Source organism: Mycobacterium sp. D16Q16, from assembly GCF_002013745.1.
In the GTDB taxonomy this organism is placed as follows: Bacteria; Actinomycetota; Actinomycetes; order Mycobacteriales; family Mycobacteriaceae; genus Mycobacterium.
In genome coordinates this window covers 166,043-187,899 of sequence record NZ_MAEY01000013.1, presented here as the reverse complement: position 1 = coordinate 187,899, position 21,857 = coordinate 166,043, and the positions used below count along the sequence as shown (strand labels likewise).

Here is a 21,857-nt window from a genome sequence, read left to right as displayed (position 1 = left end):
ATGGCAATCGTCAACGGGCGCAACGCTGATCCCGAGGTGGTCGCCGACAAGCTGCAGCGAATCCGGGATCCGCACGTGCGGCCGCTGAACGACCTCGCCGACAAGGTCGCCGACGCCGAGGGGCTGCCGCACGGACACGTCCCGTACACCGACCCAGACCTGGGCGGTGTCAAGGCGCGAATGCTGGTGCTGCTCGACAACCCGTCGACGAAGGCCGAGGCAGGCACCGGCTCCGGGCTGCTGAGCCTGGACAACAACGACCGGACCGCCCGCAACTGCCGAGAGGCCTACGCCCGACACCACGTCGACTGGCAGCACGTCGTGCACTGGAACGTGGTGCCGTTCCCGGTAGCCGGGGTGAAGAACGGCGGGTCGACTCCCGCGGAGAGACTGCGCGGCGTTCCGTGGACGCGGGCGGTGGTCGAGCTGCTGCCGAACCTGGAGATCGTTCTGCTGCTCGGAGCCGCGGCGCGGGACGGGTGGAATCGCGTTGCGATCAGCCGGTCGGACATCTACGTGGTCCCCGGCAACATCCCACACTGCTCGATGCGCGGACTCAACACGGGCGACGGCCGCGCGGTCTTCGAGAAGGCGATTGGGACGGTAGCCGGACTGCTGCGGGCTCCCTGAGGTCGGCGAAGCCTTGGCCGCACATCCTCTGTGAGAATCGCCCCATGGCCAGTCGTGCGGACTCCGACGAGCACCGAACCGGCCGCGCGGGTCGACGCTCCCCGTTGACGGGTACTGGCCCGACCTGGGTCTCGTCGTCGAGTTCCAGGAGGAGCAGCACTCGCAGCCGTCTCCGTTCTTCGACCGGCGTCAGACGGTGTCCGGGGTAGGCCGCGGCGAGCAGCGCCGCCTGTACGACGAGCGCAAGCGCGCCCTGATCCCCGCGCATGGGCTGCGGCTCGTCGTGATCGAGAGGTCCGCCTTTACTCTGCGATCGCGGCGGGTCGCACGTGACCGCCTACGGGACCTCGCGGTTGTCCGTGAGCACCTCGAACTGGGTTGAAACACCGGTGTCCACACAGCACCGTGCCCCCGCCCGGTTGGGCAGGGGCACGGAGCGGGTCGGTCAGTTACCGCGTCACAAGTCCTCGACGTTGATCTTCGCCCTCGCGGCGTCGATCTCGGCGCGGTGCTCCTCGACCCACGCCGCGTACTCCGGGCTGCTCCGCCGTTCGAGATCTGCCGCTTCCTCCGCGGTCATCCCGCGGTTGATTCGGGAGAGCATGAACTCGGTGAGATTCTCTTCGGGCATCTTCGGTTCTCCTTGGGTAGGGGTTACGCATCTGGTCCGGCGGACCCGGCCCGATGCAGCTCTCGCGTCTGCACCGCACCGCCGCTCGTCGGATCAGTCGTCGTACCGGTGCGCCTCCATCCACCAGGCGCGAGCCTGGATAGCCGGCCACTCTGCTTCGAGATCGGTAACCAGCTCATCGAACTGGTCACCGAGCGCTGCCACGGCCACGAGCACCTCCGAGCTGCTGGTGATCCGCACGCCCGGTGTCATGGCAGCCTCCCTCGCGTGCTGGATCATCACCGCGACCGCAGATCCCTGGCCCGGGTCCATCTGCTCTCCGTAGCGGGTGTGCGCCCACGCCCACGTCACGGTGCCGGAGTGTCGCTCGACCTCCGGCCGTCCCCATCGGGGGTGGGCCTCCGCCCACTCCTGCGCGGCGATCGCGCACCGCGCGGCGTCGATGGTCTGGCTCGTGATTGGAACCTGCTCCATGGTGTTCCCCCTCGGGACTCGTTTCTGGTTGTGGTCCGGCGGACCCGGCGCCGCACCTCCGTCGTGGAGATGCCGCACCGCCGCTCGTCGGATCAGGCGGCCGCCTCTGTAGCCATGGCGTCGATCTCGATCCAGTTCTCGCGCACCCACGCGCGCACCCCGTGCAGCTCGTCATCGGACAGGTTCCGGAGGGCGGCGGTGGCCACCGGATCACGCGCGATGAGCGCGTGCAGATCGGGGCCCTGGTCGGTGTACAGGCGCGTGAACTCGAAGGCAGCCTCCACGCCGGCCCAGCTCACCGCGGCGCAGCTGTGGCCGGCATCGTGCACCAGCTGCTCCGCCGCGCTGCGGTACGCCTCGGCGCCGGGCGGAACGACGGGGAACGGGTCCGCGGCCACCTCGTCGAGCTGGTCGAGCACGTCGCTCGAGTTCTCGATCCACTCCGCGTTCTGGAGCAGCCACTCGACCATGTGGGCCACCGTCTCCGCGCTGAGCTCGCGACGGCCGGCCTGCAGCACGGCGTCGTCGGGGAAGCCGTCGAGGTCCGCAGCACCGCCGAGCAGGTGGTCGAGCGTCGCCACCAGGCCGCGGTAAACGGCGACCACCGCGGTGTTGGCGTCCTCGGAGAGCGCGAGGTCCTGAACGGCACGGATCATCGCGGCGGTACTCATCGCCGGGCCTCCCGCCGTGCCCGCCACGCCTGCAGGAGCCTGCGCCACCAGCTGATGCGCGGGTGCTGGGCGGGGCCCTTGTACTCGCCGTTCTCGGTCATCAGATCCACTCCTCGTCATCGTCGAAGTCGGGGGCGACGGAGGGCACCGGTTCAGGTCGTCGATGCGTCACCCGCCACCACCGGTCACGGAACCATCCCCAACGGGTGTGGATCGGGTACTGCGCAGGGAGCTTCCGCTGCCGCTTCGGCACATCGACCGGCTTGATGTTCTCGGTCCAGAAGTCGTCCGAGTAGGTCCAGCTGCCCCGGTCGCGGCCGCACGAGCAGGAGGCCAGCTCCCACGTGTCCGGGTCGAGCGCGCGATCGCACATGCAGATTCGGCTCTTGATCTCAGTGGCGATCCGTTCGCTGTCCTCACGCCACGGGTCGTCCCACACGTCGAGGTGCACGGCCTTGCAGCGGCGCAGCTCCCCGGTCAGCGGATGCTCCCACACGAGCACATCGCCGTTCGCGCGAGTATTCACCCCGCGGTACCGCTCCGGCGCGATCGCCGTCTTCCGGTTGTAGACCCGCCACCCGCGCATGCGGGGGTCCGACGGGACACGCTCGGGGAGCCGGTTCGGCGTGACCGCAACGCTGAGGGGCGGGGTGCCGAACTGCTGCGCCGTGTCATGCGGCTCAGGTCGTGCGAGGCCGAGACCGAGCGGGTCCCAGTCAGGGCCGGCTGCGGGCGCGGGGCTGTCGCTCCAGTCGTCGTCCCAGTCGTCATCGGCAGTCATCACTGTGCCCCCTTCAACGCATCCTCGCGGGCGATGCGGACACCGCGGCCGGCCTGGATCGAAGGCAAAGCGCCGCTCTTCACGCGGCGCCGCACCGTGTCCACGGAGCAGTTCCACAAGGCGGCCACTTGGGCCATGGTCATGAACGCCTCGTCGATCTCGTTGGGGATTTCGTCCACGTCTCCTCTTCCCTTCTCGAATCTTCACTACGGTCTGTGTAGCAAAGTTCTTTGAGCAGCTAATTGCCAGGCTCTGCCATGCAACGTACACCCGACCTGCGGCCGACTCAAGCACTCGTCCGTCGCCACAGGGGTGCCTATTCTCTGTTTCCGAGAATTCGCGACTGACGTGCAGCAACGTTTCATTCTCTGTTTCGTTGAATAGCTGGCTCGACACGCCGAAGACAAATGCCAGATTCTATTTGCAGACGTGCGCAGAGTCGGGTATTGGTGGGAAGCATGAAGCGTCACAGCAAACTCGCAAGCGTCGCCTTCGGGCTGGCGGCCGTCGCCCTCACCGCAGGCTGCAACGCGACTGCCGAGAACCCCGACTATGCGAAGTGCATGGCACGGACGCCCGCACCCGAGCCCGGCTACTGCGCGGGAATGTTCCCGCCGCGGCCGGCCCGCGGCGTCGACGGCATCACCGCCTGGATCGACCAGCACATGCCGCTGCTGATCGGTCTCGGCGTCGCGGTCATCGTGATCGCCGTGTGGAGCAGCATCGCCAAGGCGAACGCGAAGGAGAAGGCGCAGCGGGAGTCCGCCACCGTCGCCCGCGGCCGTCAGATCGCCGAGGCTGCGTACGGCGAGAAGGTCGCCGACGCCCGCGCGGCCAGTCCGCAACCCGACCCCGCCGAGTACGACCCTCTCGGCATGGGGCTCCGCCCGCCCACGACCGAGTTCACGATGCCGCCGCGGTCCGTCGAGACGCCGGCGGACCTGAAGAGGTACGCGACGTTCCAGTGGGCGGTTCCGTGGAAGCCCGGCACCGCGTTCGGGAACCTCGTCGGCCGCGACGGCGACACCAGCCGCGTCCACTCGGCGTGGGCCGAAGCCTGCCAGCTCGCGGGCCTGGGAGAGACCGACCCCGAAACCGGAGCGTTCACTCCCGCGGCCTCCGTCGTCAACGTGAACGGGTTCGCCACCGAGCGCGGCGTGAACGGGCCCATCGAGAACGGCGACGTCAGTGTCGCCGTCGACCCCCGCGACTACACCGTCGGGGACGCGCAGCTGGAGCGGGTGCGGGTGCACCTGCGCCGCACTGCACGGGTGGAGACCGTCTCGCCGTTCGAGCGTGACGCAGCTCGGGACTGGTTCATCACGGTGCTGTCGATGGACAAGGCGAAGGCCCCGGCACCCGCTGCGGAGGCGCCGGTCGACAGCGACGACGACTGGCGGTGGTGACATGACCGGATTCGACGAGCTGTTCGGCGACAATGCCTCACCTCCCGCGCCGCGGAAGGCCACTGTGCCGAAGCGGCCGCGGTCGGAGAAGACGGAGCAGCCGAAGCTGCACGTCGTCGACACCGAGACCGAGACCAGCGCCGAGTCAGCGCCCAGACCAATCGCGGCCGAGGCCAAGGCCGAGCAGCAGCGCCAGATCGCCGCGGTGGTCGATGAGCTCGCCGGGCTGTGGGATCAGGTGCAGGCCGGCGCGCAGTGCCCTGGCCCGCAGGAGGTCCGCCTCGAGGAGGACACCGAGACCTCGCCGGAGCTGGTCGCCCGCCTCTGGAACCAGCGCCTCGCCGAGGAGGGATGGCGGCGGCGTCTGTTCGGGTGCAACGTGCGAGACGCAGTGGCCACCGTCCGAGAGCGTCGGGACGGAAGTGGGTTCGGCGTGGGGATCGAGGCGGAGATCCGCCCCGGCATGGACCCGACGAAGGCGATCGAGCAGTTCCAGCAGGAAGCCATCGCGGCGGGCATGGGCCACTACGGCGGCCGCGACTCCGGCCGCGTCGGTGCGCACGGCGGGAAGCTCATCGCGGTCTTCCGCAGGAGCGTCGGTGCCGAAGACGCGACCGAGTGGAACGCCGCCGGCCACGCCGCTGCGTCGTTCTACGCGGACGTCCCTAAGGCTCGGCGGAAGATTCTGTACACGGCGGGGCTCGGCGTGGACAAGCCGCGACGCGCGGTGCCCGAGGTCGTCTCGCTCACCGTCGGGGATCGGGGCCCGGAGATCCGCCTACGCCTGCTCTCCGGCCAGGACGCAACCGCGCTCGCGGCTTCGTGCCAGGGCAAGCTGCGCAACACGTTCCGGTGCAAGGATCTCACCGTCGCAGTCGACGGCGTGAACCTGCTGATCGCGCTGAACCACCGCCCGCCGAGCACGTTCCCGGACCGCACTCCGCTCTCGCCCCAGCAGCTGTGGCGCCCACGGTCGCGGGCCGAAGTGCTGCTCGCCGCGAAGTCAGGGCTGCTGCTCCCGGTCGGTGTGGACCGGGAGGGCAAGCCGGTGATGGTGAACCTCCGCGAGCGTCCGCACGTGCTCATCGCCGGCACCTCGGGCGCCGGCAAGTCAACGCTCCTACGGCTGCAGCTGCGCGCCTTGCAGGTCCAGCTCTCCCGGGGCGGGACGCTGATCCTCGCTGACGCCAAGGGCGCCGACATGCGCACCGTCTACGCCGCGGGCGTCGGGCAGAACCTCTCGATCGAGACCGCATCGATCCACAGGGCGATCACCTACGCCTACGACCTGATGGAGCGCCGGAAACTGGTCTACAAACAGTTGGTCGGCCGCCGCCTGCCCGACGTTTTCGAACCGACGGTGCTGGTGATCGACGAGTTCGGGGCGTTCGCGGCCGTGGGGCTGAGCGACGGCGCCGCAGCCAGCGATAAGGCCGGGATCCAGGCCGCGATGATCAAGTTGCGGCACGTCCTGCGCCAGGGTCGCAGCCTCGGCGTGCACGTCATCCTCAGTACCCAGGACGTCGCCAAGGAGTCCGGCATCGACCAGAAGCTCCTCAGCGTGATGCGGGTGCGGATCATGGTCGGCCGGCCCGAGGAAGGCAGTGGCGGGCACCTGGTGAAACTCTTCACCGAGGGCGAGCGACCGAAGGTGAAGGCCGCGACCGCGCACATCGGCCCGAACGCGATGGGCCTCGGAGTGACGGTGGACCAGGAGGGCCGCGTCACCCCGTTCAAGGCGTTCTACAACGACTCCGCCGCCTCCGCCGCGATGGACACTGCGCTCGCGGCCGCGGGTCGCCGACCCCGGTTCGGCTGGGAGTTCCCCGACGACGAAGGCGCCTGGTTGCAGCGCACCTGCGCCGACGACGGCGACCTCGAGCCCGTTGACTCCATCCCCGCGATCGCTCTGGAGTCCGAGCCAGGGGTGCCGATCCTCGGACGCTCCCGCTTCGACGAGGGCAGTCCCGACTACGACCCGGGCAGCCCGCCCCTGAACTCCGCACACGCCGAGTTCTGACCCGAACATCTTCTCGAACGGAGAACACCATGACCAACAACCTCGTCACCGCCGCCGGCACCGTCCGCGCTGTGCACCTCGACGCCCTCGGCCCACTCGCCGCGATCGCCGCCCACACCACGGACGCTCCGCCCTCCATCGAGGACGGACTCCACGCGGTGGTGCACCTCACCGCGGCGCAGCCCCAGCTCGACGCCGCCGTCACCGACCTGTACCGAGAGCTGCTCGCCGCGGGTGTCCCAGCCGCGACCCTGGCCCGCCTCCTCGCGATGCGCACCCGCGCCCTGACTGATCGGCTCGCCTCTCCGGCACCGGCCGAGGTGGCGGTGCCGGAGGTGCAGCCCGGAGCGTTCAAGCTTCGCGACTGCATGTCGCAGCGCGCCGCCCGCGAGACGCTGATCACCGCGGCGGGCGACCTCGGCGGTGTGTACGCCGACGCATTGCGACCGCTCTCCGCGGTGAGCCAGGGCACGGTTCCCGAGGCCGCGGTCACCGACACCACTGTCGAGGCGGCCATGCACCTCCGCAGGGCGCGCCGGGACCTGCAGGGTGCGGTCGACGCGGTGCTCGCCGCGCTGGTGCTCGGCGGGGTTAAGCGCACCGCGCTCTCGGAACTGCTCGGGATCAACGCGGCGACGCTGCAGCGGCGCCTCCTTGCGCACCCGCTCGCCAACGCCCGCGGCTGCGACCTCGTGACCGACGGCGACGGTGGCTGGCGCGTGGAGCGGGCCGCTGTCGGGCGGTACGCGCCGCGGGTGTTGGACGAGGCCGTGGTCCAGCGGGCCATCGACGACGCTGTGAAGGCCGCGGTCGGATGACCGAGCAGAGCGAGGTGCAGGACGCGGTGCGCGACGTGCTCACCGTATACAGCCGCGCCCTCGCTCCTGTCGGAGACCTCGCCAGCACCGAGTACCTGAACGGTACGAAGACCACCTACGCCGTCGGCGACGCCTTGCGCGAGCTCGGAATGGTGTCCGACCCGGAGCGCGAGGTCGCCACCGTCGATCAGCAGGAGCGGGCGCTCGTTCTCGCTCTCATCGCTGCCGGTCTGCCCGCGGCCACCGTCGCGCGTCGGTGCGGGTACGCGCCGGCCACCGTGGCGCGGTGGCTCGCCGAGGAGTCGGCGTGACGCGCCGCCGCACCGCCACGGCACAGAACAGGGAGGTGGCGCGGGGGCTGATGCGCCAGGTGGCCACCGCGGAGCTGAAGGAGTTCCGGGACGCGGTCGCGGCGCTTCAAGCCCTCGCCGAGGCTGACCCAGCGACCGTCACGGCGGAGGCCGTACTCGGGGCGTTCGCCGAGCTGCGCGCTCACCGATGCGTTCTGGAACGGCGCCTGGATCACCTGTTCGGTCTCGCTGTACTGGAGGGCGTGCCCGCCCGAGAAGTGGCGCGCGCGACCGGCATCCCGCCCCGGACCCTGACCCGGCGGCTGGCCGGCACCCCCGCCGTATGGGTGGGCGCGAAGCTGTTCCCGGCACCGTATTCGGCGTGGGGCTGGCACGCCGCGAGCTGAAATGCGGCCCTACGCACACGCGTGCGCGAACGCTACGAGACAGGTGCGGGATTCCGCAACGAAACGTGCGCACGTCTCCCATCAGAACCCGTTGCGTGTCTCGGTGTGCTCGCGTGAGCGTTATGCGACTGTCGCGCTGGGGGTTTCGATTTGTATCTGCGAAACCTCCAGTCCCGCAGTGTGATAGAGACGCGCCACTTTCCTATCAATTTCCTACGGGGATCGCACCCGAAACCCACTCTGACCTGTGCGTTCTCTGTTCTAGAGAATTAAACCGGTGTGGCTCAAGCACTTTCGGGCCGGTAGCGTGTGCGTAGGTGCTGATCCCGTACTGCACGTGCAGCACCACACAGCCCAACCGACTCCGATCGAAACGAGAACCCGATGGCCCGCTTCGTCGTCACCGACCCCACCATCTCCAACCAGGCCGCCGCCGAACTGCCCGGTGCCGGCCGCCGCCTCGCCGCGGTGATCGCCCAGGCCGCAGAACCGCTCGCCATTCTCGACGCGGCGGCCAACCCGCAGCAGGTGCTCGACGCCCTCGTCCGGCTGCAGCGCTCGCAGGCCCGCATCGACCGGGCCAAGGCGGAGGTGCTGCGCCAGCTCTCCCGCGCCGGCGCGTCGACCCGCGGGCTCGGCAACGAGCTCAGCCTGAACCGCGCGACGGTGGACCGGATGATCGCCGCAGCCGAGGCCGAGGCGCAGCCGTGACAGTCACCTTCACCACTACCGACACCGCCGCGGCCGCCCGTGCCGCGGGGCAGCTCCGTGCCGCGGCGCGGAGTCTCCGGTCGCAGATCACGGTCAGCTCGGAGGGGCTGGCCGAGCTGGAGTCCGATGACCCGGCCCGCGCTGCTGCTGCGCTCGAACGGTGGCGCCGTCGCCAGTTCTTGATCCGCCGCCGCGAGAACGAGGTCATGCTCCTGCTCGCGGAGTGCGGTGCCTCCGAGCGCGGCCTCGGCCAGGTGATGGGCCTCAACCGGCAGACGGTGGCCCGCCGCCTGGAGGACGCACGGATCGAGCGGGAGTCCGCGTCGTGACCCGCACCACGTATGCGGGGGCCGCTACAGCGCCATCGGCCCGACCCCGGTCGCACCCTCCGCCGGGCTCGTGGTGGGGGTGCTTGAAAACGTCGCGACCTGCGGAAACAGCCCCCGATGCGCGGTATCGGCCACCGGTGTACGGGCCGCGAACGCTACAAACCGCTCTACAAGCAGCCCTACGGGTTCCAGTCCGGACAGGGTGGCTGGACCGTCGCACCGTGGCCGTATCAGTTCGGACAGGGTGTCCGGACCGACTGTTTCCGCAGCTCAGAGCACCTAAACCTGCACCACCTGTTCCGAGGAGGAACGCCCGATGACCACGACCACCACGCCGACCCCCGAGGCGCTCCGGCACCGCGCAGCCGCCCGCCGCTGGGCCTTGGCACTGATGGTGCTGTTCACCGTCGCGTCCATGGCCTTCAACGTCGTCATCGCCGCCCGCCGCGGGGGTGCGCTCGAGGACCTCGTGCTTGCGGGGCTCGCGCCGGCAGTGCTAGCCAGCATGGGCCACCTCCTCGCGAAGTTCGTCCAGGCCGCGATCGAGGCATCTGGCGTCACCCGCCACGTGTACTGGGCGGGCGTGGGTGGGGTCTCGACCATCGGACTCGGGGCGTTCATCCTCAGCTTCGAGAACCTGCAGATCCTCGCCGCGCGGCAGCACAACTGGTTCGTGTCCGGCGTCTTCCCCGTCACGCTCGACCTCGCGATCCTGGTGAGCACCGGCATCCATGTCGTGATCGGCATCGCCAACGAGCACGACCAGGCAGCCGGGGTGCAGCCGTACCGCGGTTGGCTGGCGCGGCGGTTCGGGTGGTGGAACGCCACGGCCCCCGCAGTCCCGCCGCCCGCGGCTGCCGCGGAACAGGCCGCCGTGTCCCGCGATACGGAGGCCACCCCTGCGGTGGCTCGTGACGCGGAACAGGCCGCTGTTCTGTCGGTGCGTATCGCGGCACAGGAGGCCGTGTCCCGCGCTGTGCCGGCTCCCGCGACCGTCGCGACGCAGCGCGGTACAGAGCCCACGGAACAAGCTGTGACCAGCGATGTTCCGCACGACACGGGCGACGTTCCGACCGAGCCGATCCCTGTGTCGCACCGTGTCGAGGTCGCGGAACAGCCCGCGGTGCCCCGCGACACGCAGCCGGTAGAGGCCGTGGAACAGGGCGACCTGTCCCGCGATACGGAGGCTTCCAGCGTGGTGGAACAGAAGCCTGTGTCCCGCGGTACGACTCCGGTTGAGACCTCGGAACAGGACGACGAGTTCGTGCGTATCGCCGCGCACCTTGTCGACGCGGGACGCACTCAGGCGTCGGTCGAAGCTGCGGTGATCGTGCTCCGCGGCGCGGCACAGGGCACTCCTGTGCGGGAGCTCGCGGAGGCAGCGGGCATCAGCACCGGTGCCGTGTCCCGCATCACGAAGGCGGCGAAGGAACTGGCGGCGGAGCTGGTCGACCAGACCAGCTGATCCGGCGAGCGGCCGTGACGCGCGTACACCGTGACGCGCGACGCGGGGTCCGCCGGACCGAACGAGGCTTCAACTACGGGGAGGAACCCGACCATGGCTGACATCACCACCGAGATCGACGAGCGCTGGTACGAGGACCCGGCACCTTTCGTGCCCGACGCCGAGGTCACTCTCAGTGCCTGGACGCACGACGAGAACCTGTCCCAGATGTGCGGCGCCCTCGCCGGCGAGGTGTACGCCGGACTCGACGTGTACGAGCTGCTGGCCGCGCTCCGTTCGCAGTTGCGGGCCGGCGCCATGGCGCTGCGTGACGCGCAGGAGGAGGTCGCCCGCAGCGTGGTCGGGCAGATCGATCACCTCGTGAACGCGGACACGACCGACGAGCAGCTGGACATGCTCACCGCCGTGGCCGGAGCCGGCCACGGGGAGACGATCCCCGGCTTGCGGGTGGAGTTGGGACGGCTGCGGGACAGGGAGCGCGAGGAGCACCGCAGCAACCACCGTGCCATCGCCGAGGCCGTGATCGCCGCCCACACCAACAGCGCCTGGACCGTCGAGCTCGTGGAGAAGGTGAGCCGCTCCGATCTGTCCGACCGCCGTCTCGCAGACGAGCTCGGTGCCTCGAAGTCCGCCGTCCATCGCATCCGCAGGGCGATCGAGACCCAGACCGCACGGCCGTCCAGCGCGCATCGGGTCGACTCCCGGTACGTCCTGGCCGACTGACCCCACAGACTCCGCCCCTTCCAACCGACAACCAGGGAGTGCTCCACCAAAGAGAGGAAGCACCATGAAGAAGATCCCGATCCCCATCCTGTCCGTGATCACCATCGCCGCGATCACCGTGACGGCCTGCGGCACTCCGCCCGTCCTCCACGACGCCGGCCCGTCGCCCAGCCTGGCTGCGTGCACGCAGCCGCCCGGTGCGCCGCCGTGTCCCGGTGGTGCCGGGGTGTGGCGGCCCACCACCGCTGAAACCGCAGTCTGGGCGGCCAAGCGGTTCGGCGCCGAGCAGATCGACGCGGCCGCCGCTACCGCTGCGCTCACCAGCGGACGCCCCGTGCTGGTCGGGCTCCCTGACGGCGGCAACGAGACGTGCCACAGCGCGCTGCTGGTGCCGGGCGACCCCAAGGTCTGGATCCTGAACAGTTCGTCGATCAGCAGCGCCGGCCACGCGATGTCGAGGGAGACGCTGCAGTACGGGTGCGACTCCGGCACGACGTTGCCGAACCAGTCGCCGAACGCGACGGCCCCGAACCAGCCGCTGGATCAGCCGGCGGCGCGGGCTGCGATGGCCGCCAAGGTTCCGTACATCTACGGACTGCCCTCCGGTCCCGAGCCCGCCTGCCACACGGCGGTGATGCTGCCGGGCGAGGTCCGCTGGGTCCTGAACCGCAGCGGCGGCCCGACGGTCGCGGGTGACGCACTGGACCGGACGTACAAGGAGTACGGCTGCACTGCCCGCGGTTCGGGCGTCACGACGACCGAGGGAGGTGCGCGATGATCGCCGCCCTGTACGCCTGGACGCGCAACCCGATCACGTGGGCCGCAGCCGCGCTGATCGCGATCGCCGCGGGGGTGTCGCTCTGGATCTCCCCGCCGCGCGGCGACGTCGCGGGGCCGCCGGCGGAGGTGACCGTCGCGAAGGTAGGCGGGTACTGCGCCACCGTGATCGCGGCGGCGTCGCGGCCGGCGTGGAACGCGGCGTGCTCGACGATGTCGTCGTAGCTGCTCATGGAGCGGACGATGCCGGAACCTCTTGAGCTGCAGGTGGTGCGGCGCGACCCGCCCCGCTCCCCTGGCTCAGCAGCGCTGCGGTCTCCCCGAGCGCCGCCCCGGGCGTGTGGACGTAGGTGCGCATCGCCAGCACGCCGCCGTCCGCGTGTCCCAGCCACGCGGCGATCATCGGCACCGGCGCGCCCCGCAGCGAGAGCAGGCTTGCGGCCGTGTGTCTGCTGGCGTGCAGGCGACGGTGCGGCAGCCCGGCGTCACGCAAACTCCTTGTCCACCATGCGTTCAACGTGCGTGGGCTGAGCGCAGCGCCGAGGTCGTGGCACAGCAGGTGCCAGTCCTCGCCACCTTCCCACCGCTCCCCGAGCCGCACCTTCGCGTGCACCTGCTCCAGACGGGCGCGGCGCAGGATCGGAAGGAGGTGCGGCGGGATCGGCAACGTACGCCGGGACGAGATCGTCTTCGCGTCGTCCTGCGTGATGGTGCCCGCGGCGGTGGCCACCCGTGTAGCTCGCACGGAGATGGTGGGCACCTCGGCTTCGAGATCTATTGCGCTCCAGCGCAGTCCGGCCAGCTCCGCGCGGCGGAGACCCAACAGCGCCAGGTGCACGAACGGTTCCCGCCTCCGGGCGTACGAATCGGTACCGTCGGCGTGCGCCTTGACGAGCAGCTCCACCTCGGCCTCGGACAAGCTGTCGTCGGTCTTCATCGCTGGTTCGTGGCTCGACTTGCGGAGTGGCTCGACCAGGGCGACGACGTTCCGCGCCAGCACTCCCTGCGCGTGGAGGTCGCCCCACACGGTCTTCCATCGCGCCAACATCGGGTTGATGCTCGTGCGCTTCCACACGCCGCGGTCGGTTGTCCCGGTGCGCAATTCGGTGACGAGAACCTCGACGTCGTGCTTCGTGATCTTCTGCGCGAGCACGTCGCCGTACTTGTCGACCACCGGTTGCAGCGCCGCGGTGTATGCGTCGCCGGTGGTGGGCTTCACCCGCGCGGACTTCGCGGATAGCCACGCCTCGATCGCCTCATGCACAGTGACATCTGAAGGCGCGGTGTGGGTTCCGGCGGCGAGTTCGGCGGAGGTCTTGTCGTACCACTCCTTCGCAGCGTCCAGCGTCTTGAACCTGCGCTTCGGTTGGAGCCGGCGGCCGTCGGGGGCGAGGTAGTTGATGCGCGCCTCGTAGGTGATGCCGCGCTTGCCCTGCGCGCGAGTGATGTAGCTGGGGAGCCGTGCCATGTGTTCAATCCCATCGCGTGATCCGGTAAAAGCCCGGTTCGCGGGACGACACGCCGACTCCTCGCCGGAGGAATTCCCCGGCGGTTGTGTCAAAAAGTGTCAATTTTCAGAAGTGCCCGGCGCCTGGATTGACGCCGAAACCCCTCCTGACCTGCGGTGGCGGAGGGATTTGAACCCCCGGTCGGTGTTAGCCGACTCTCGCTTTCAAGGCGAGTGCATTAGGCCGCTCTGCCACGCCACCGTCGGCAAGCCTAGCGGCTCCACTCTAGGGATCACTCGCCGCCGCGACCGTCGGCGTCCCTAAGTGCGTCCTCGGCGCCCTCACCCACCCGCCGGAAGCTCTCCGCGATGGCGGCCTGCTGCGCCCGGGTCAGCCGAGTCAGATAGTGCTCACGCACACATTCGGCGTAGGTGGACATCGCCGCCTCGCCGAGGGTGCGGCCCTGCTCGGTGAGCGCCGCCAGCACCGCCCTGCGGTCCTGCGGCATCGACCCGCGCTTTACCAGACCCTGGTCCTCCAGACGGCGCACTTGATGCGTGATCCGGCTACGCGAGGCCAGCAGGCTGGTAGCGATATCCCCCATCCGGCAACTGCCGTTAGCTGATCGCAACAACTGTTGCAGCACCTGGAAGTCGGTCAACGAAATACCGTGCGATGCAACCATTTTCCGGTTCAACAAGAAGTACAACCGATTAGTTGCGACCCAAAAGTTTTGCCACGAACGAAATTCGGCGAGGTCAAGTCCTGGGACTTCACTCTCCGAACGTGTACTCATACACAATCCCCCCTTCCGCCGACCAAGCTACGGCCCCGACCGCGCCTCCATACGCAGCGTCTAATAACCCGGTGACCACCCATAGCTCGGCATAGTCTGGATGCTATGCACGCTATCACCGTTGACCAGCCAGGCGGGCCAGAAGCGCTGTGCTGGACCGAAGTTGCCGACCCAACTCCAGGACCAGGCGAAATACTGATCGATGTGACCGCGGCCGCAGTTAACCGGGCCGATCTGCTGCAGCGACAGGGCCTGTACCCGATGCCGCCCGGCGCGAGCCACATACTCGGCCTCGAATGCTCCGGAACCATTAGCCAGGTTGGCGCGAATGTCACAGAATGGACTGTGGGACAACATGTCTGTGCACTACTGTCCGGCGGTGGGTACGCCGAGAAAGTGGTCGTACCCGTCGGTCAGTTACTGCCCATTCCGTCGAATGTGGATCTTGACGTCGCGGCCGCATTGCCCGAAGTCGCGTGCACCGTGTGGTCGAACCTGGTAATGACGGCGAGAATGACTGCCGGACAATCCCTTCTAATTCATGGCGGCTCCAGCGGTATAGGCACCCACGCCATTCAAGTGGCTAAGGCACTCGGTGTGCGGGTTGCCGTGACTGCCGGCACACCTGACAAACTCGACGCCTGCGGCGATCTAGGTGCTGACCTGACCATCAACTACCGGGACACGGATTTCGTACAGGCAGTTCACAACTTCACCGACGGCGCCGGCGTCGACCTCATTCTCGACATCATGGGAGCGAAGTACCTGGACCGGAACGTCGATGCTCTCGGCAACGACGGGCACCTCATCATCATCGGTATGCAAGGCGGAGCGGTGGCCGAGTTGAACATCGCCAAGCTGATCACCAAACGCGGCTCTGTCACCGCCACCACCCTGCGCGGACGCCCGCTGGACGGGCCGTCCGGCAAGGTCGCCATCGTCGAGTCCGTCACACAGAACCTGTGGCCACTCGTCGAGGCGGGGAAAGTCCGGCCGATCGTGGGTGCCGAGATCCCGATAAGTCAGGCCGCCGAGGCGCATCGCCTTCTCGAGCGCGGGGAGGTCGTGGGGAAGGTGCTGCTCACACTCTGAGCCGTCGAGGCAAGGCCACAGCGATCAGCCCAGCGAGGCGACCGCACGCACCAGCTGGTCAACCTCGGCAGCCGTCGAATAGTGCCCCAAGCCAACCGTTATCGCGCCGCCGATCTCGTTCACGCCGATGGCGTCGAGCACCCGCGAACTGGTGTTGGCGATCGCGCACACCCCGTTGTCCGCCAGGCGCTGCACCACCCGGTCAGCCGGAATCCCGATCACGGTGAAGCTGAGCGCGGGAATCCGGTCCTCGGGAGCACCGATGACCATGACGCGCGGTAGCGTGCGCAGCGCGCTCACCAGATACCTGAACAACCAATCCAGATACGCACCCGCCGAGTTCAGCGACGTCAGCAGCCGCTCACGCCGGGTACCTGAGGCGGACTCGTCCAGACCGGCCAGGTATTCCACGCTTGCGACAAGGCCGGCCAACATCGCGAACTGATGCCCGCCAAGCTCCAGTCGAGCGGGCCCACTCGCCAATGGGTTGAGCGAAATCGAACTGATCGAATCCAAAAGCGCAGGATCCCGGAAGACCAACGCGCCCACCGGCGGTCCACCCCATGCCGTCGCGTTGAAGGCGACAACATCGGCGTCCAGATCCTCGATATCGAAGGCGCGATAGGGCACCAGGCTCGAACAGTCCATCACCACGAGACCACCGACCGCGTGCGCCAGCTTGGTGGCCTGTTGCAGATCCGGCACCGTGCCCAGGGTCGACGAAGCAGCTGTCACCGCCACCAGCCGGGTCGGCTTGGTAATCAACGACTCCCACTGCCAGGACGGCAGATCACCGGACTCGATGTCGACCTCGGCCCATTTGACCTTGGCTCCGTACCGGTTGGCCGAACGCAGCCACGGCTGCACATTGGCCTCTTCGTCGAGCCGGGACACCACCAGCTCATAGCCGAGCCCCGCCTTGGACGAGGACCCCTCCGCCAGAGAGTTGAGCAGAACGGCGCGGTCGCTGCCCAGCACCACCCCGCGCGCGTCGGCCCCCACCAGGTCGGCCGCCGCGTGCCGGGCGGCCTCCAGAACGGCGGCACTGCGCCGGGCGCTGGGGTGCGGCCCCCGCGTGTCGGAAAAGGATCCGCGGAACGCTGTGGATACAGTCGTAGCAACCGCATCGGGGATGAGCATCCCGGCTTGGGTATCGAAATGTACCCACCCGTCGCCGAGAGACGGGTGCAAACCACGCACCCGGGCGACGTCATAAGCCATGCCAGACACCTTAGATGCTCACTACAGGTCACGGCGCTGAACCCGTCGTTGCACCACGCCCCGACGGACGACGGTCCACGGCGCCGTCTCGTGTAGTCATACTAGAGCAATGTCGTTCGCTTTCGGGGTGGCTACGGCACTGCTGTTGCTGTTCATCCCAGGCTGGCTGATTGGCCGAGCCTTCGGGCTACCAACGCATTCGGCCGCCCTCACCGCACCTGCATTGACCTATGGGCTAGTTGGGCTGTGCATCGTCACCTTCGGCTCAATCGGCATACCGTGGAACTCAGTTTCCGCCGGGTTTGCGCTACTCGGCGCGATCGTCATCGCGCGGCTGATCTGGCGCCGACTGCGGCCGAAAGAGCACGCCGAACAATTCCCGTCAGAAAATCGTGTGGCGCTTATCGCGGTCGCGTTCGGCATCGCGATCGGGTCCGCGCTCATCTTCTATGCGTTCCTGCGCGGGCTGACCAACTGGCAATCGATCCCGAGCACCTGGGACTCGATGTGGCACGGAAACACCATCCGCTACATCCTCGACACCGGGCAAGCATCGTCGACCCGGATGGGTGACCTCCGCAACGTCGAGACGCATGCCACCCTGTACTACCCATCGGCCTTCCACGGGCTGGCCGCGGTGCTCTGCCAACTGACCGGTGCGGCTCCCACCACCAGCTACACGCTGTACGCGGTGGCCGGGTCGCTGCTCTTCCCGCTCAGCGCGGCGGCGCTAACCTGGCAGATGTTGCGCGGGCGTACCAGCCGCACCTTCCAGGCCGGTTCCGCGGCCACCGCCGCCGCACTCGCGGCGTCCTTCACGGCGCTGCCTTATGTGGAGTTCTACGTCGCGGCCGTCCCGAACCTGGTGTCCTTCGCTCTGGTGGGCCCCGCCGTGATCGCCATCACGAGCGTGGTCGCCGACCGCAGCCGCATACCTGCGGCCGTCCTGGCGTTCGTGGGGATCGCCTCGGTACACACCTCCGGCGCCATTGTGGCGGTGGTCTTCGTGGGAGCCTGGTGGCTCCTCGCACCGTTATCCCGGCGCCGGGGCAAGGAACAAAAAGTAAAGCCCCGCTTGGGAAGTGGTTTCGTTCCGTTGGCCATCGCTGGCCTCGCTTCGCTGGTGCTGCTCTACCCGCAACTGCGCACGCTGCTGCAGCTGTCCGAGATCATCGCCGGGCACCAGTTCGCCACACCGTGGGGCAAGAAGCGCGCGCTGCTGGACGCCCTCACACAGCACACCCGGCACCTTGCCGACTACCCCGTGCAGTCCGCACTGCTCTGGCTTGCCCTTCTCGGCGCGGTTGTACTGGTCGTGAAGCGGGTGTACTGGCCGATCGCTGTCTGGCTGCTGCTCATCGTTGCGATTGTCCACTCCTCCAGGCCCTTTGGCGGTTTCATCGGCCATGCGGTGGCCCTATTCTCCGATGCGTTCTACAGCGACCCGCGCCGGTTATCGGCCATCGTGTGTCTGCTGCTGGCCCCGGCCGCCGGGATCGGTCTGTTCACGCTGGCCTACGGCGTGCTGACGAGGGTGCGCGGGGAGCGCACGCGAAAGTGGTCGCTGGTCGCCACGGCGATCGTGCTGGCCGGAATCTGCAGTTTCTCCGCACGGCACTACTTCCTGCCGCACAAGTACCTCGTCGGCGCCAAATACGACCAGGTGATGGTGGGCCCCAAGAAGCTCGACGCCTTCGCGTACCTGGCGACCCTGCCCGGCGCCAAGGACACCACTATCGGCGACGGAAACGTGGACGGCTCGGGCTGGATGTACGCGGTGGCGGGGCTGCATCCGCTGTGGACGCACTACGACTTCCCTCAGCAGCAAGGCCCGGGCTATCACCGGTACATCTTCTGGGCCTACGCCGACGATGCCGATACCGACCGGCGCGTGACCGAGGCTGTGCACGCGCTGAACATTCGCTATGTCATGACCAGTACTCCCGTGGTCCAGGGGTTCAAGGTTCCCGACGGACTAAGGTCGTTGGACAGATCCCGATCATGGAGAAAGCTGTACGACAGCGGCGCCGCCCAGATCTACGAATGGGTCGGCGACCAGAAAACACAGGCGGAAGGTGACAGATGACCCATCCCGGTCAGGACGATGACGACGACCAGGTGATCATTCTGGGCGCCGACGATTCCGACAAGGGTGCCGACGGTGCGGACGACGACCCGTCCATCACGGATCTCGTCGAGCAGCCCGCCAAGGTGATGCGCATCGGCACGATGATCAAGCAACTCCTCGAGGAGGTGCGCGCGGCTCCCCTCGATGAACCCAGTCGATCCCGGCTGCGCGAAATCCATGCCGCCTCCATCCGGGAGCTGGAAGAAGGGCTGGCACCCGAGCTCCGCGAAGAGCTGGAGCGTCTGACCCTGCCCTTCGTCGAGGACACCATTCCGTCCGATGCCGAGCTGCGTATCGCGCAGGCACAGTTGGTCGGCTGGCTGGAGGGCTTGTTCCACGGCATCCAGACTGCGCTCTTCGCTCAGCAGATGGCGGCACGCGCGCAGCTTCAGCAGATGCGTCAAGGTGGTCAAGGTGTTCTGCCACCGGGGCTTTCCGTACCCGCGCAGGGCGGCGGCAGCGGCACCGGTCAGTATCTGTAACCGTGGTCAGTATCCAGACCCACGAAGCGTGGGTGGAGTTCCCGATTTTCGACGCCAAGTCACGCTCTCTGAAGAAGGCGTTCCTCGGCAAGGCGGGCGGCGCGATTGGCCGCAACGAGTCGAACGTGGTGGTCATCGAGGCCTTGAGGGACATCACGCTGTCCCTCAAGGAGGGCGACCGGATCGGGCTTGTCGGCCACAACGGTGCGGGCAAATCGACTCTGCTGCGCCTCCTTTCGGGAATCTACGAACCCACCCGGGGCAGCTCGTCCATCCAGGGCAGGGTCGCGCCGGTGTTCGACCTGGGTGTAGGCATGGATCCGGAGATCTCCGGATACGAGAACATCATCATCCGCGGCATGTTCCTGGGGCAGACCCGTAAGCAGATGCAGGACAAGGTCGACGAGATTGCCGATTTCACCGAGCTGGGCGAGTACCTCGCCATGCCGCTGCGCACGTACTCCACCGGCATGCGCGTGCGTCTGGCCATGGGCGTCGTCACCAGCATCGACCCGGAGATCCTGCTGCTCGACGAGGGCATCGGTGCGGTCGATGCCGAGTTCATGAAGAAGGCGCGAGTTCGGTTGCAGCAGTTGGTGGAACGCTCCGGCATGCTCGTGTTCGCCAGCCATTCCAACGAGTTCCTGGCCCGTCTGTGCAACACGGCGATGTGGATCGACCACGGCACGATCAAGATGAGCGGTGGTATCGAGGACGTGGTCCGCGCCTATGAAGGAAACGAGGCGGGCGATCACGTCGCCCAGATCCTCGCCGAAGACCGCCATGAATGACACGACCAGCGGTGTTGTTGCCGTCGTCGTCACCTATCGGCGGGCCGCGGAGCTGGCCGAGTCGCTGAAGATCGTCACGGCACAGACCGTCACGCCGGACCATGTCGTGGTGGTGGACAACGACAACGACCCTGCGGTCAAAGCTCTGGTCGATGGTCAACCCATTGCCGCCACATACCTGGGCTCTCGCCGAAACCTCGGGGGTGCAGGAGGATTCGCGCTCGGCATACTCCACGCCCTCACTCTCGGCGCCGACTGGGTATGGCTGGCTGACGACGACGGCCGACCCGGTGGCACCGATGTTCTGGAGACGCTGTTGGCCTGCGCCCGCAAGCATCGCCTCGCCGAGGTGTCGCCGATGGTGTGCGATATCGACGATCCCGGCCGGCTGGCGTTTCCACTGCGACGCGGGCTCGTGTGGCGGCGACGGGTCGAGGAGCTGCGCACCGAAGCCGGTCAAGATCTGCTGTCCGGCATCGCCTCGCTGTTCAATGGCGCGCTCTTCCGTGCCGAAACCCTGGAGGCCGTGGGCGTTCCCGACCTACGACTGTTCGTGCGCGGCGACGAGGTGGACGTACATCGGCGGCTCGTGCGTTCGGGCCTGCCGTTCGGGACCTGTTTGGATGCCACGTATCTGCACCCCAACGGTGCAGCCGAGTTCAAACCGATTCTGGGCGGGCGCATGCACACCCAGTACCCGGACGATGCCACTAAGCGGTACTTCACCTACCGCAACCGTGGCTACCTGATGTCCCAGCCAGGCATGCGCAAGTTACTCCCCCAGGAATGGGTGCGCTTCGGCTGGTACTTCCTGATAACCCGACGCGACTTGCCCGGCCTACGCGACTGGATTGCTTTGCGGCGCTTAGGCAGACGCGAGCAGTTCGGCAGACCGGGTAACCCAACTCCTTCGGTACAGGAGACTGAGAAATGACGGACCAACTGGTGGAGCTATCGTCGGACTCCCGGACTTTCAAACGCGCGTGGCGTGATCTGTCCGAAGGCTTCGAGCACCGGCAGCTCTGGTTACAGCTGGGCTGGCAGGACATCAAGCAGCGCTACCGCCGCTCGGTGCTGGGACCGTTCTGGATCACCATCGCCACCGGCTCGACGGCCCTGGCGATGGGCATCTTGTACTCGCAGCTGTTCAAGATCCCACTCGCCGAGCACTTGCCCTACGTGACCATCGGTTTGATCGTCTGGAACCTGTTCAACGCCGCGATCCTGGAGGGGGCGGACGTCTTCGTCGCGAACGAGGGACTGATCAAACAGCTGCCGACACCACTGAGCGTGCACGTCTATCGGCTGGTGTGGCGACAGCTGCTGTTGTTCGCCCACAACATCATCATCTTTTTCGTCGTCGTGGCCGTGTATCCGCCGCACTGGCATATCACCGATCTGAGCTTCATCCCCGCACTGGTATTGATCGCGCTGAATTGCGTATGGGTCTCACTGGTTTTCGGCATCTTGGCTACCCGCTATCGGGACATCTCCCCGCTGCTGGGCAGCCTGGTGCAGTTGCTGTTCTTCATGACGCCGATCATCTGGAACGAGAACATGCTCAACGAGAAGGTCGGCAAGCTGGCCACGGTGGTGCAGCTCAACCCATTCGTGCATTTCCTGGCCATCATCCGCGATCCGCTGCTCGGACTCGATCAGCAGTTGCACCACTGGATCATCGCGATCGCCATCACCGTCGTCGGTTGGACCGTCGCGATCCTGGTGATGCGCCAGTACCGCGCCCGGGTCCCGTACTGGGTCTAGTC

At 67.7% G+C, this 21,857-nt stretch carries 27 protein-coding genes and 1 tRNA gene; 18 read left to right on the top strand and 10 right to left on the bottom strand.

The window, feature by feature from the left end; translation table 11 throughout:
- Positions 1 to 630, top strand: a complete 630-nt coding sequence (locus B4394_RS14200; RefSeq protein WP_078315384.1) for a uracil-DNA glycosylase — start codon at positions 1 to 3, stop codon at positions 628 to 630.
- A gap of 196 nt (positions 631 to 826) precedes the next feature.
- Positions 827 to 1,012, top strand: coding sequence for a hypothetical protein (locus tag B4394_RS25745; RefSeq protein ID WP_286142067.1), 186 nt, complete (start codon positions 827 to 829; stop codon positions 1,010 to 1,012).
- A 75-nt stretch (positions 1,013 to 1,087) separates the two neighbouring features.
- Here the strand turns inward: B4394_RS25745 and B4394_RS25405 are convergent, their stop codons facing one another.
- The 5 genes from B4394_RS25405 to B4394_RS14175 form a co-directional block, all read right to left on the bottom strand.
- A complete protein-coding gene (locus B4394_RS25405; RefSeq protein ID WP_176138313.1) occupies positions 1,088 to 1,261 on the bottom strand; it encodes a hypothetical protein in 174 nt (57 codons plus the stop codon).
- Positions 1,262 to 1,354: 93 nt separating this feature from the next.
- A complete protein-coding gene (locus B4394_RS14190; protein WP_078315383.1) occupies positions 1,355 to 1,735 on the bottom strand; it encodes a hypothetical protein in 381 nt (126 codons plus the stop codon).
- Positions 1,736 to 1,827: 92 nt separating this feature from the next.
- Positions 1,828 to 2,406, bottom strand: coding sequence for a hypothetical protein (locus B4394_RS14185; protein WP_139360195.1), 579 nt, complete (start codon positions 2,404 to 2,406; stop codon positions 1,828 to 1,830).
- A 100-nt stretch (positions 2,407 to 2,506) separates the two neighbouring features.
- Complete coding sequence (locus tag B4394_RS14180) at positions 2,507 to 3,187, bottom strand: hypothetical protein (RefSeq protein ID WP_078315381.1); 681 nt, start codon at positions 3,185 to 3,187, stop codon at positions 2,507 to 2,509.
- Positions 3,187 to 3,366: a helix-turn-helix domain-containing protein gene (locus B4394_RS14175; protein WP_078315380.1), complete on the bottom strand. Its 180-nt coding sequence runs from the start codon at positions 3,364 to 3,366 to the stop codon at positions 3,187 to 3,189. The genes B4394_RS14180 and B4394_RS14175 overlap by 1 nt, the downstream gene beginning before the upstream one ends.
- Before the next feature lie 279 nt (positions 3,367 to 3,645).
- Here B4394_RS14175 and B4394_RS14170 point away from each other — a divergent pair, with 279 nt between their 5' ends.
- From B4394_RS14170 to B4394_RS14125, 10 genes are all read left to right on the top strand, one after another.
- Complete coding sequence (locus B4394_RS14170; RefSeq protein WP_078315379.1) at positions 3,646 to 4,593, top strand: hypothetical protein; 948 nt, start codon at positions 3,646 to 3,648, stop codon at positions 4,591 to 4,593.
- Positions 4,484 to 6,613: an FtsK/SpoIIIE domain-containing protein gene (locus B4394_RS14165; RefSeq protein ID WP_139360194.1), complete on the top strand. Its 2,130-nt coding sequence runs from the start codon at positions 4,484 to 4,486 to the stop codon at positions 6,611 to 6,613. The genes B4394_RS14170 and B4394_RS14165 overlap by 110 nt, the downstream gene beginning before the upstream one ends.
- A 29-nt stretch (positions 6,614 to 6,642) precedes the next feature.
- The gene (locus B4394_RS14160; RefSeq protein WP_078315377.1) at positions 6,643 to 7,431 is read left to right on the top strand and encodes a hypothetical protein; all 789 of its coding nucleotides are present in this window, start codon (positions 6,643 to 6,645) and stop codon (positions 7,429 to 7,431) included.
- Positions 7,428 to 7,742, top strand: coding sequence for a helix-turn-helix domain-containing protein (locus B4394_RS14155; protein WP_078315376.1), 315 nt, complete (start codon positions 7,428 to 7,430; stop codon positions 7,740 to 7,742). The genes B4394_RS14160 and B4394_RS14155 overlap by 4 nt, the downstream gene beginning before the upstream one ends.
- Positions 7,739 to 8,128: a hypothetical protein gene (locus B4394_RS14150; RefSeq protein WP_078315375.1), complete on the top strand. Its 390-nt coding sequence runs from the start codon at positions 7,739 to 7,741 to the stop codon at positions 8,126 to 8,128. The genes B4394_RS14155 and B4394_RS14150 overlap by 4 nt, the downstream gene beginning before the upstream one ends.
- Positions 8,129 to 8,512: 384 nt before the next feature.
- On the top strand, positions 8,513 to 8,839 hold the full coding sequence (locus tag B4394_RS14145; protein WP_078315374.1) for a hypothetical protein: 327 nt from the start codon (positions 8,513 to 8,515) through the stop codon (positions 8,837 to 8,839).
- The gene (locus B4394_RS14140; protein ID WP_078315373.1) at positions 8,836 to 9,168 is read left to right on the top strand and encodes a hypothetical protein; all 333 of its coding nucleotides are present in this window, start codon (positions 8,836 to 8,838) and stop codon (positions 9,166 to 9,168) included. The genes B4394_RS14145 and B4394_RS14140 overlap by 4 nt, the downstream gene beginning before the upstream one ends.
- 316 nt (positions 9,169 to 9,484) lie before the next feature.
- Positions 9,485 to 10,633 carry a hypothetical protein gene (locus tag B4394_RS14135; RefSeq protein WP_078315372.1) on the top strand — a complete coding sequence of 383 codons (1,149 nt, stop codon included), beginning with the start codon at positions 9,485 to 9,487 and terminating at the stop codon, positions 10,631 to 10,633.
- 93 nt (positions 10,634 to 10,726) lie between these two features.
- Positions 10,727 to 11,356 carry a hypothetical protein gene (locus B4394_RS25400; RefSeq protein WP_078315371.1) on the top strand — a complete coding sequence of 210 codons (630 nt, stop codon included), beginning with the start codon at positions 10,727 to 10,729 and terminating at the stop codon, positions 11,354 to 11,356.
- A gap of 64 nt (positions 11,357 to 11,420) precedes the next feature.
- Positions 11,421 to 12,134 carry a hypothetical protein gene (locus tag B4394_RS14125; protein WP_078315370.1) on the top strand — a complete coding sequence of 238 codons (714 nt, stop codon included), beginning with the start codon at positions 11,421 to 11,423 and terminating at the stop codon, positions 12,132 to 12,134.
- Here B4394_RS14125 and B4394_RS25215 read toward each other — a convergent pair.
- The 4 genes from B4394_RS25215 to B4394_RS14105 all read right to left on the bottom strand — a co-directional run bounded on the left by B4394_RS25215 (position 12,106) and on the right by B4394_RS14105 (position 14,242).
- The gene (locus tag B4394_RS25215; protein WP_139360193.1) at positions 12,106 to 12,366 is read right to left on the bottom strand and encodes a hypothetical protein; all 261 of its coding nucleotides are present in this window, start codon (positions 12,364 to 12,366) and stop codon (positions 12,106 to 12,108) included. The genes B4394_RS14125 and B4394_RS25215 overlap by 29 nt on opposite strands.
- Positions 12,363 to 13,601 (bottom strand): site-specific integrase, encoded by a 1,239-nt coding sequence (locus tag B4394_RS14115; RefSeq protein WP_078315368.1) that lies wholly within the window; start codon positions 13,599 to 13,601, stop codon positions 12,363 to 12,365. Before B4394_RS14115 ends, B4394_RS25215 begins: the two co-directional genes overlap by 4 nt.
- 154 nt (positions 13,602 to 13,755) lie before the next feature.
- Positions 13,756 to 13,842 (bottom strand) — tRNA-Ser (locus B4394_RS14110).
- Positions 13,843 to 13,873: 31 nt separating this feature from the next.
- Positions 13,874 to 14,242 (bottom strand): MarR family winged helix-turn-helix transcriptional regulator, encoded by a 369-nt coding sequence (locus B4394_RS14105; RefSeq protein ID WP_502688526.1) that lies wholly within the window; start codon positions 14,240 to 14,242, stop codon positions 13,874 to 13,876.
- Between the two features lie 240 nt (positions 14,243 to 14,482).
- Between B4394_RS14105 and B4394_RS14100 the strand changes: the two genes are divergently transcribed.
- Positions 14,483 to 15,469, top strand: coding sequence for an NAD(P)H-quinone oxidoreductase (locus B4394_RS14100; protein WP_078315367.1), 987 nt, complete (start codon positions 14,483 to 14,485; stop codon positions 15,467 to 15,469).
- Positions 15,470 to 15,493: 24 nt separating this feature from the next.
- On the opposite strand, the gene B4394_RS14095 is transcribed toward B4394_RS14100, so the two are convergent.
- Positions 15,494 to 16,690: a cysteine desulfurase-like protein gene (locus B4394_RS14095; RefSeq protein ID WP_078311312.1), complete on the bottom strand. Its 1,197-nt coding sequence runs from the start codon at positions 16,688 to 16,690 to the stop codon at positions 15,494 to 15,496.
- Positions 16,691 to 16,799: 109 nt separating this feature from the next.
- On the opposite strand from B4394_RS14095, the gene B4394_RS14090 reads away from it, so the two are divergent.
- The 5 genes from B4394_RS14090 to wzm are packed head-to-tail and all read left to right on the top strand — an operon-like array spanning position 16,800 to position 21,855.
- A complete protein-coding gene (locus B4394_RS14090; protein WP_078315366.1) occupies positions 16,800 to 18,776 on the top strand; it encodes a DUF6541 family protein in 1,977 nt (658 codons plus the stop codon).
- A complete protein-coding gene (locus B4394_RS14085; RefSeq protein WP_078311314.1) occupies positions 18,773 to 19,300 on the top strand; it encodes a bacterial proteasome activator family protein in 528 nt (175 codons plus the stop codon). The genes B4394_RS14090 and B4394_RS14085 overlap by 4 nt, the downstream gene beginning before the upstream one ends.
- A 2-nt stretch (positions 19,301 to 19,302) precedes the next feature.
- Positions 19,303 to 20,091 carry a galactan export ABC transporter ATP-binding subunit Wzt/RfbE gene (gene wzt / locus B4394_RS14080; protein ID WP_139360191.1) on the top strand — a complete coding sequence of 263 codons (789 nt, stop codon included), beginning with the start codon at positions 19,303 to 19,305 and terminating at the stop codon, positions 20,089 to 20,091.
- Positions 20,084 to 21,025 (top strand): galactofuranosyltransferase GlfT1, encoded by a 942-nt coding sequence (gene glfT1 / locus B4394_RS14075; protein WP_078315365.1) that lies wholly within the window; start codon positions 20,084 to 20,086, stop codon positions 21,023 to 21,025. Before wzt ends, glfT1 begins: the two co-directional genes overlap by 8 nt.
- The gene (wzm, locus tag B4394_RS14070; RefSeq protein ID WP_078311316.1) at positions 21,022 to 21,855 is read left to right on the top strand and encodes a galactan export ABC transporter permease subunit Wzm/RfbD; all 834 of its coding nucleotides are present in this window, start codon (positions 21,022 to 21,024) and stop codon (positions 21,853 to 21,855) included. The genes glfT1 and wzm overlap by 4 nt, the downstream gene beginning before the upstream one ends.
- Positions 21,856 to 21,857 lie beyond the last annotated feature (2 nt).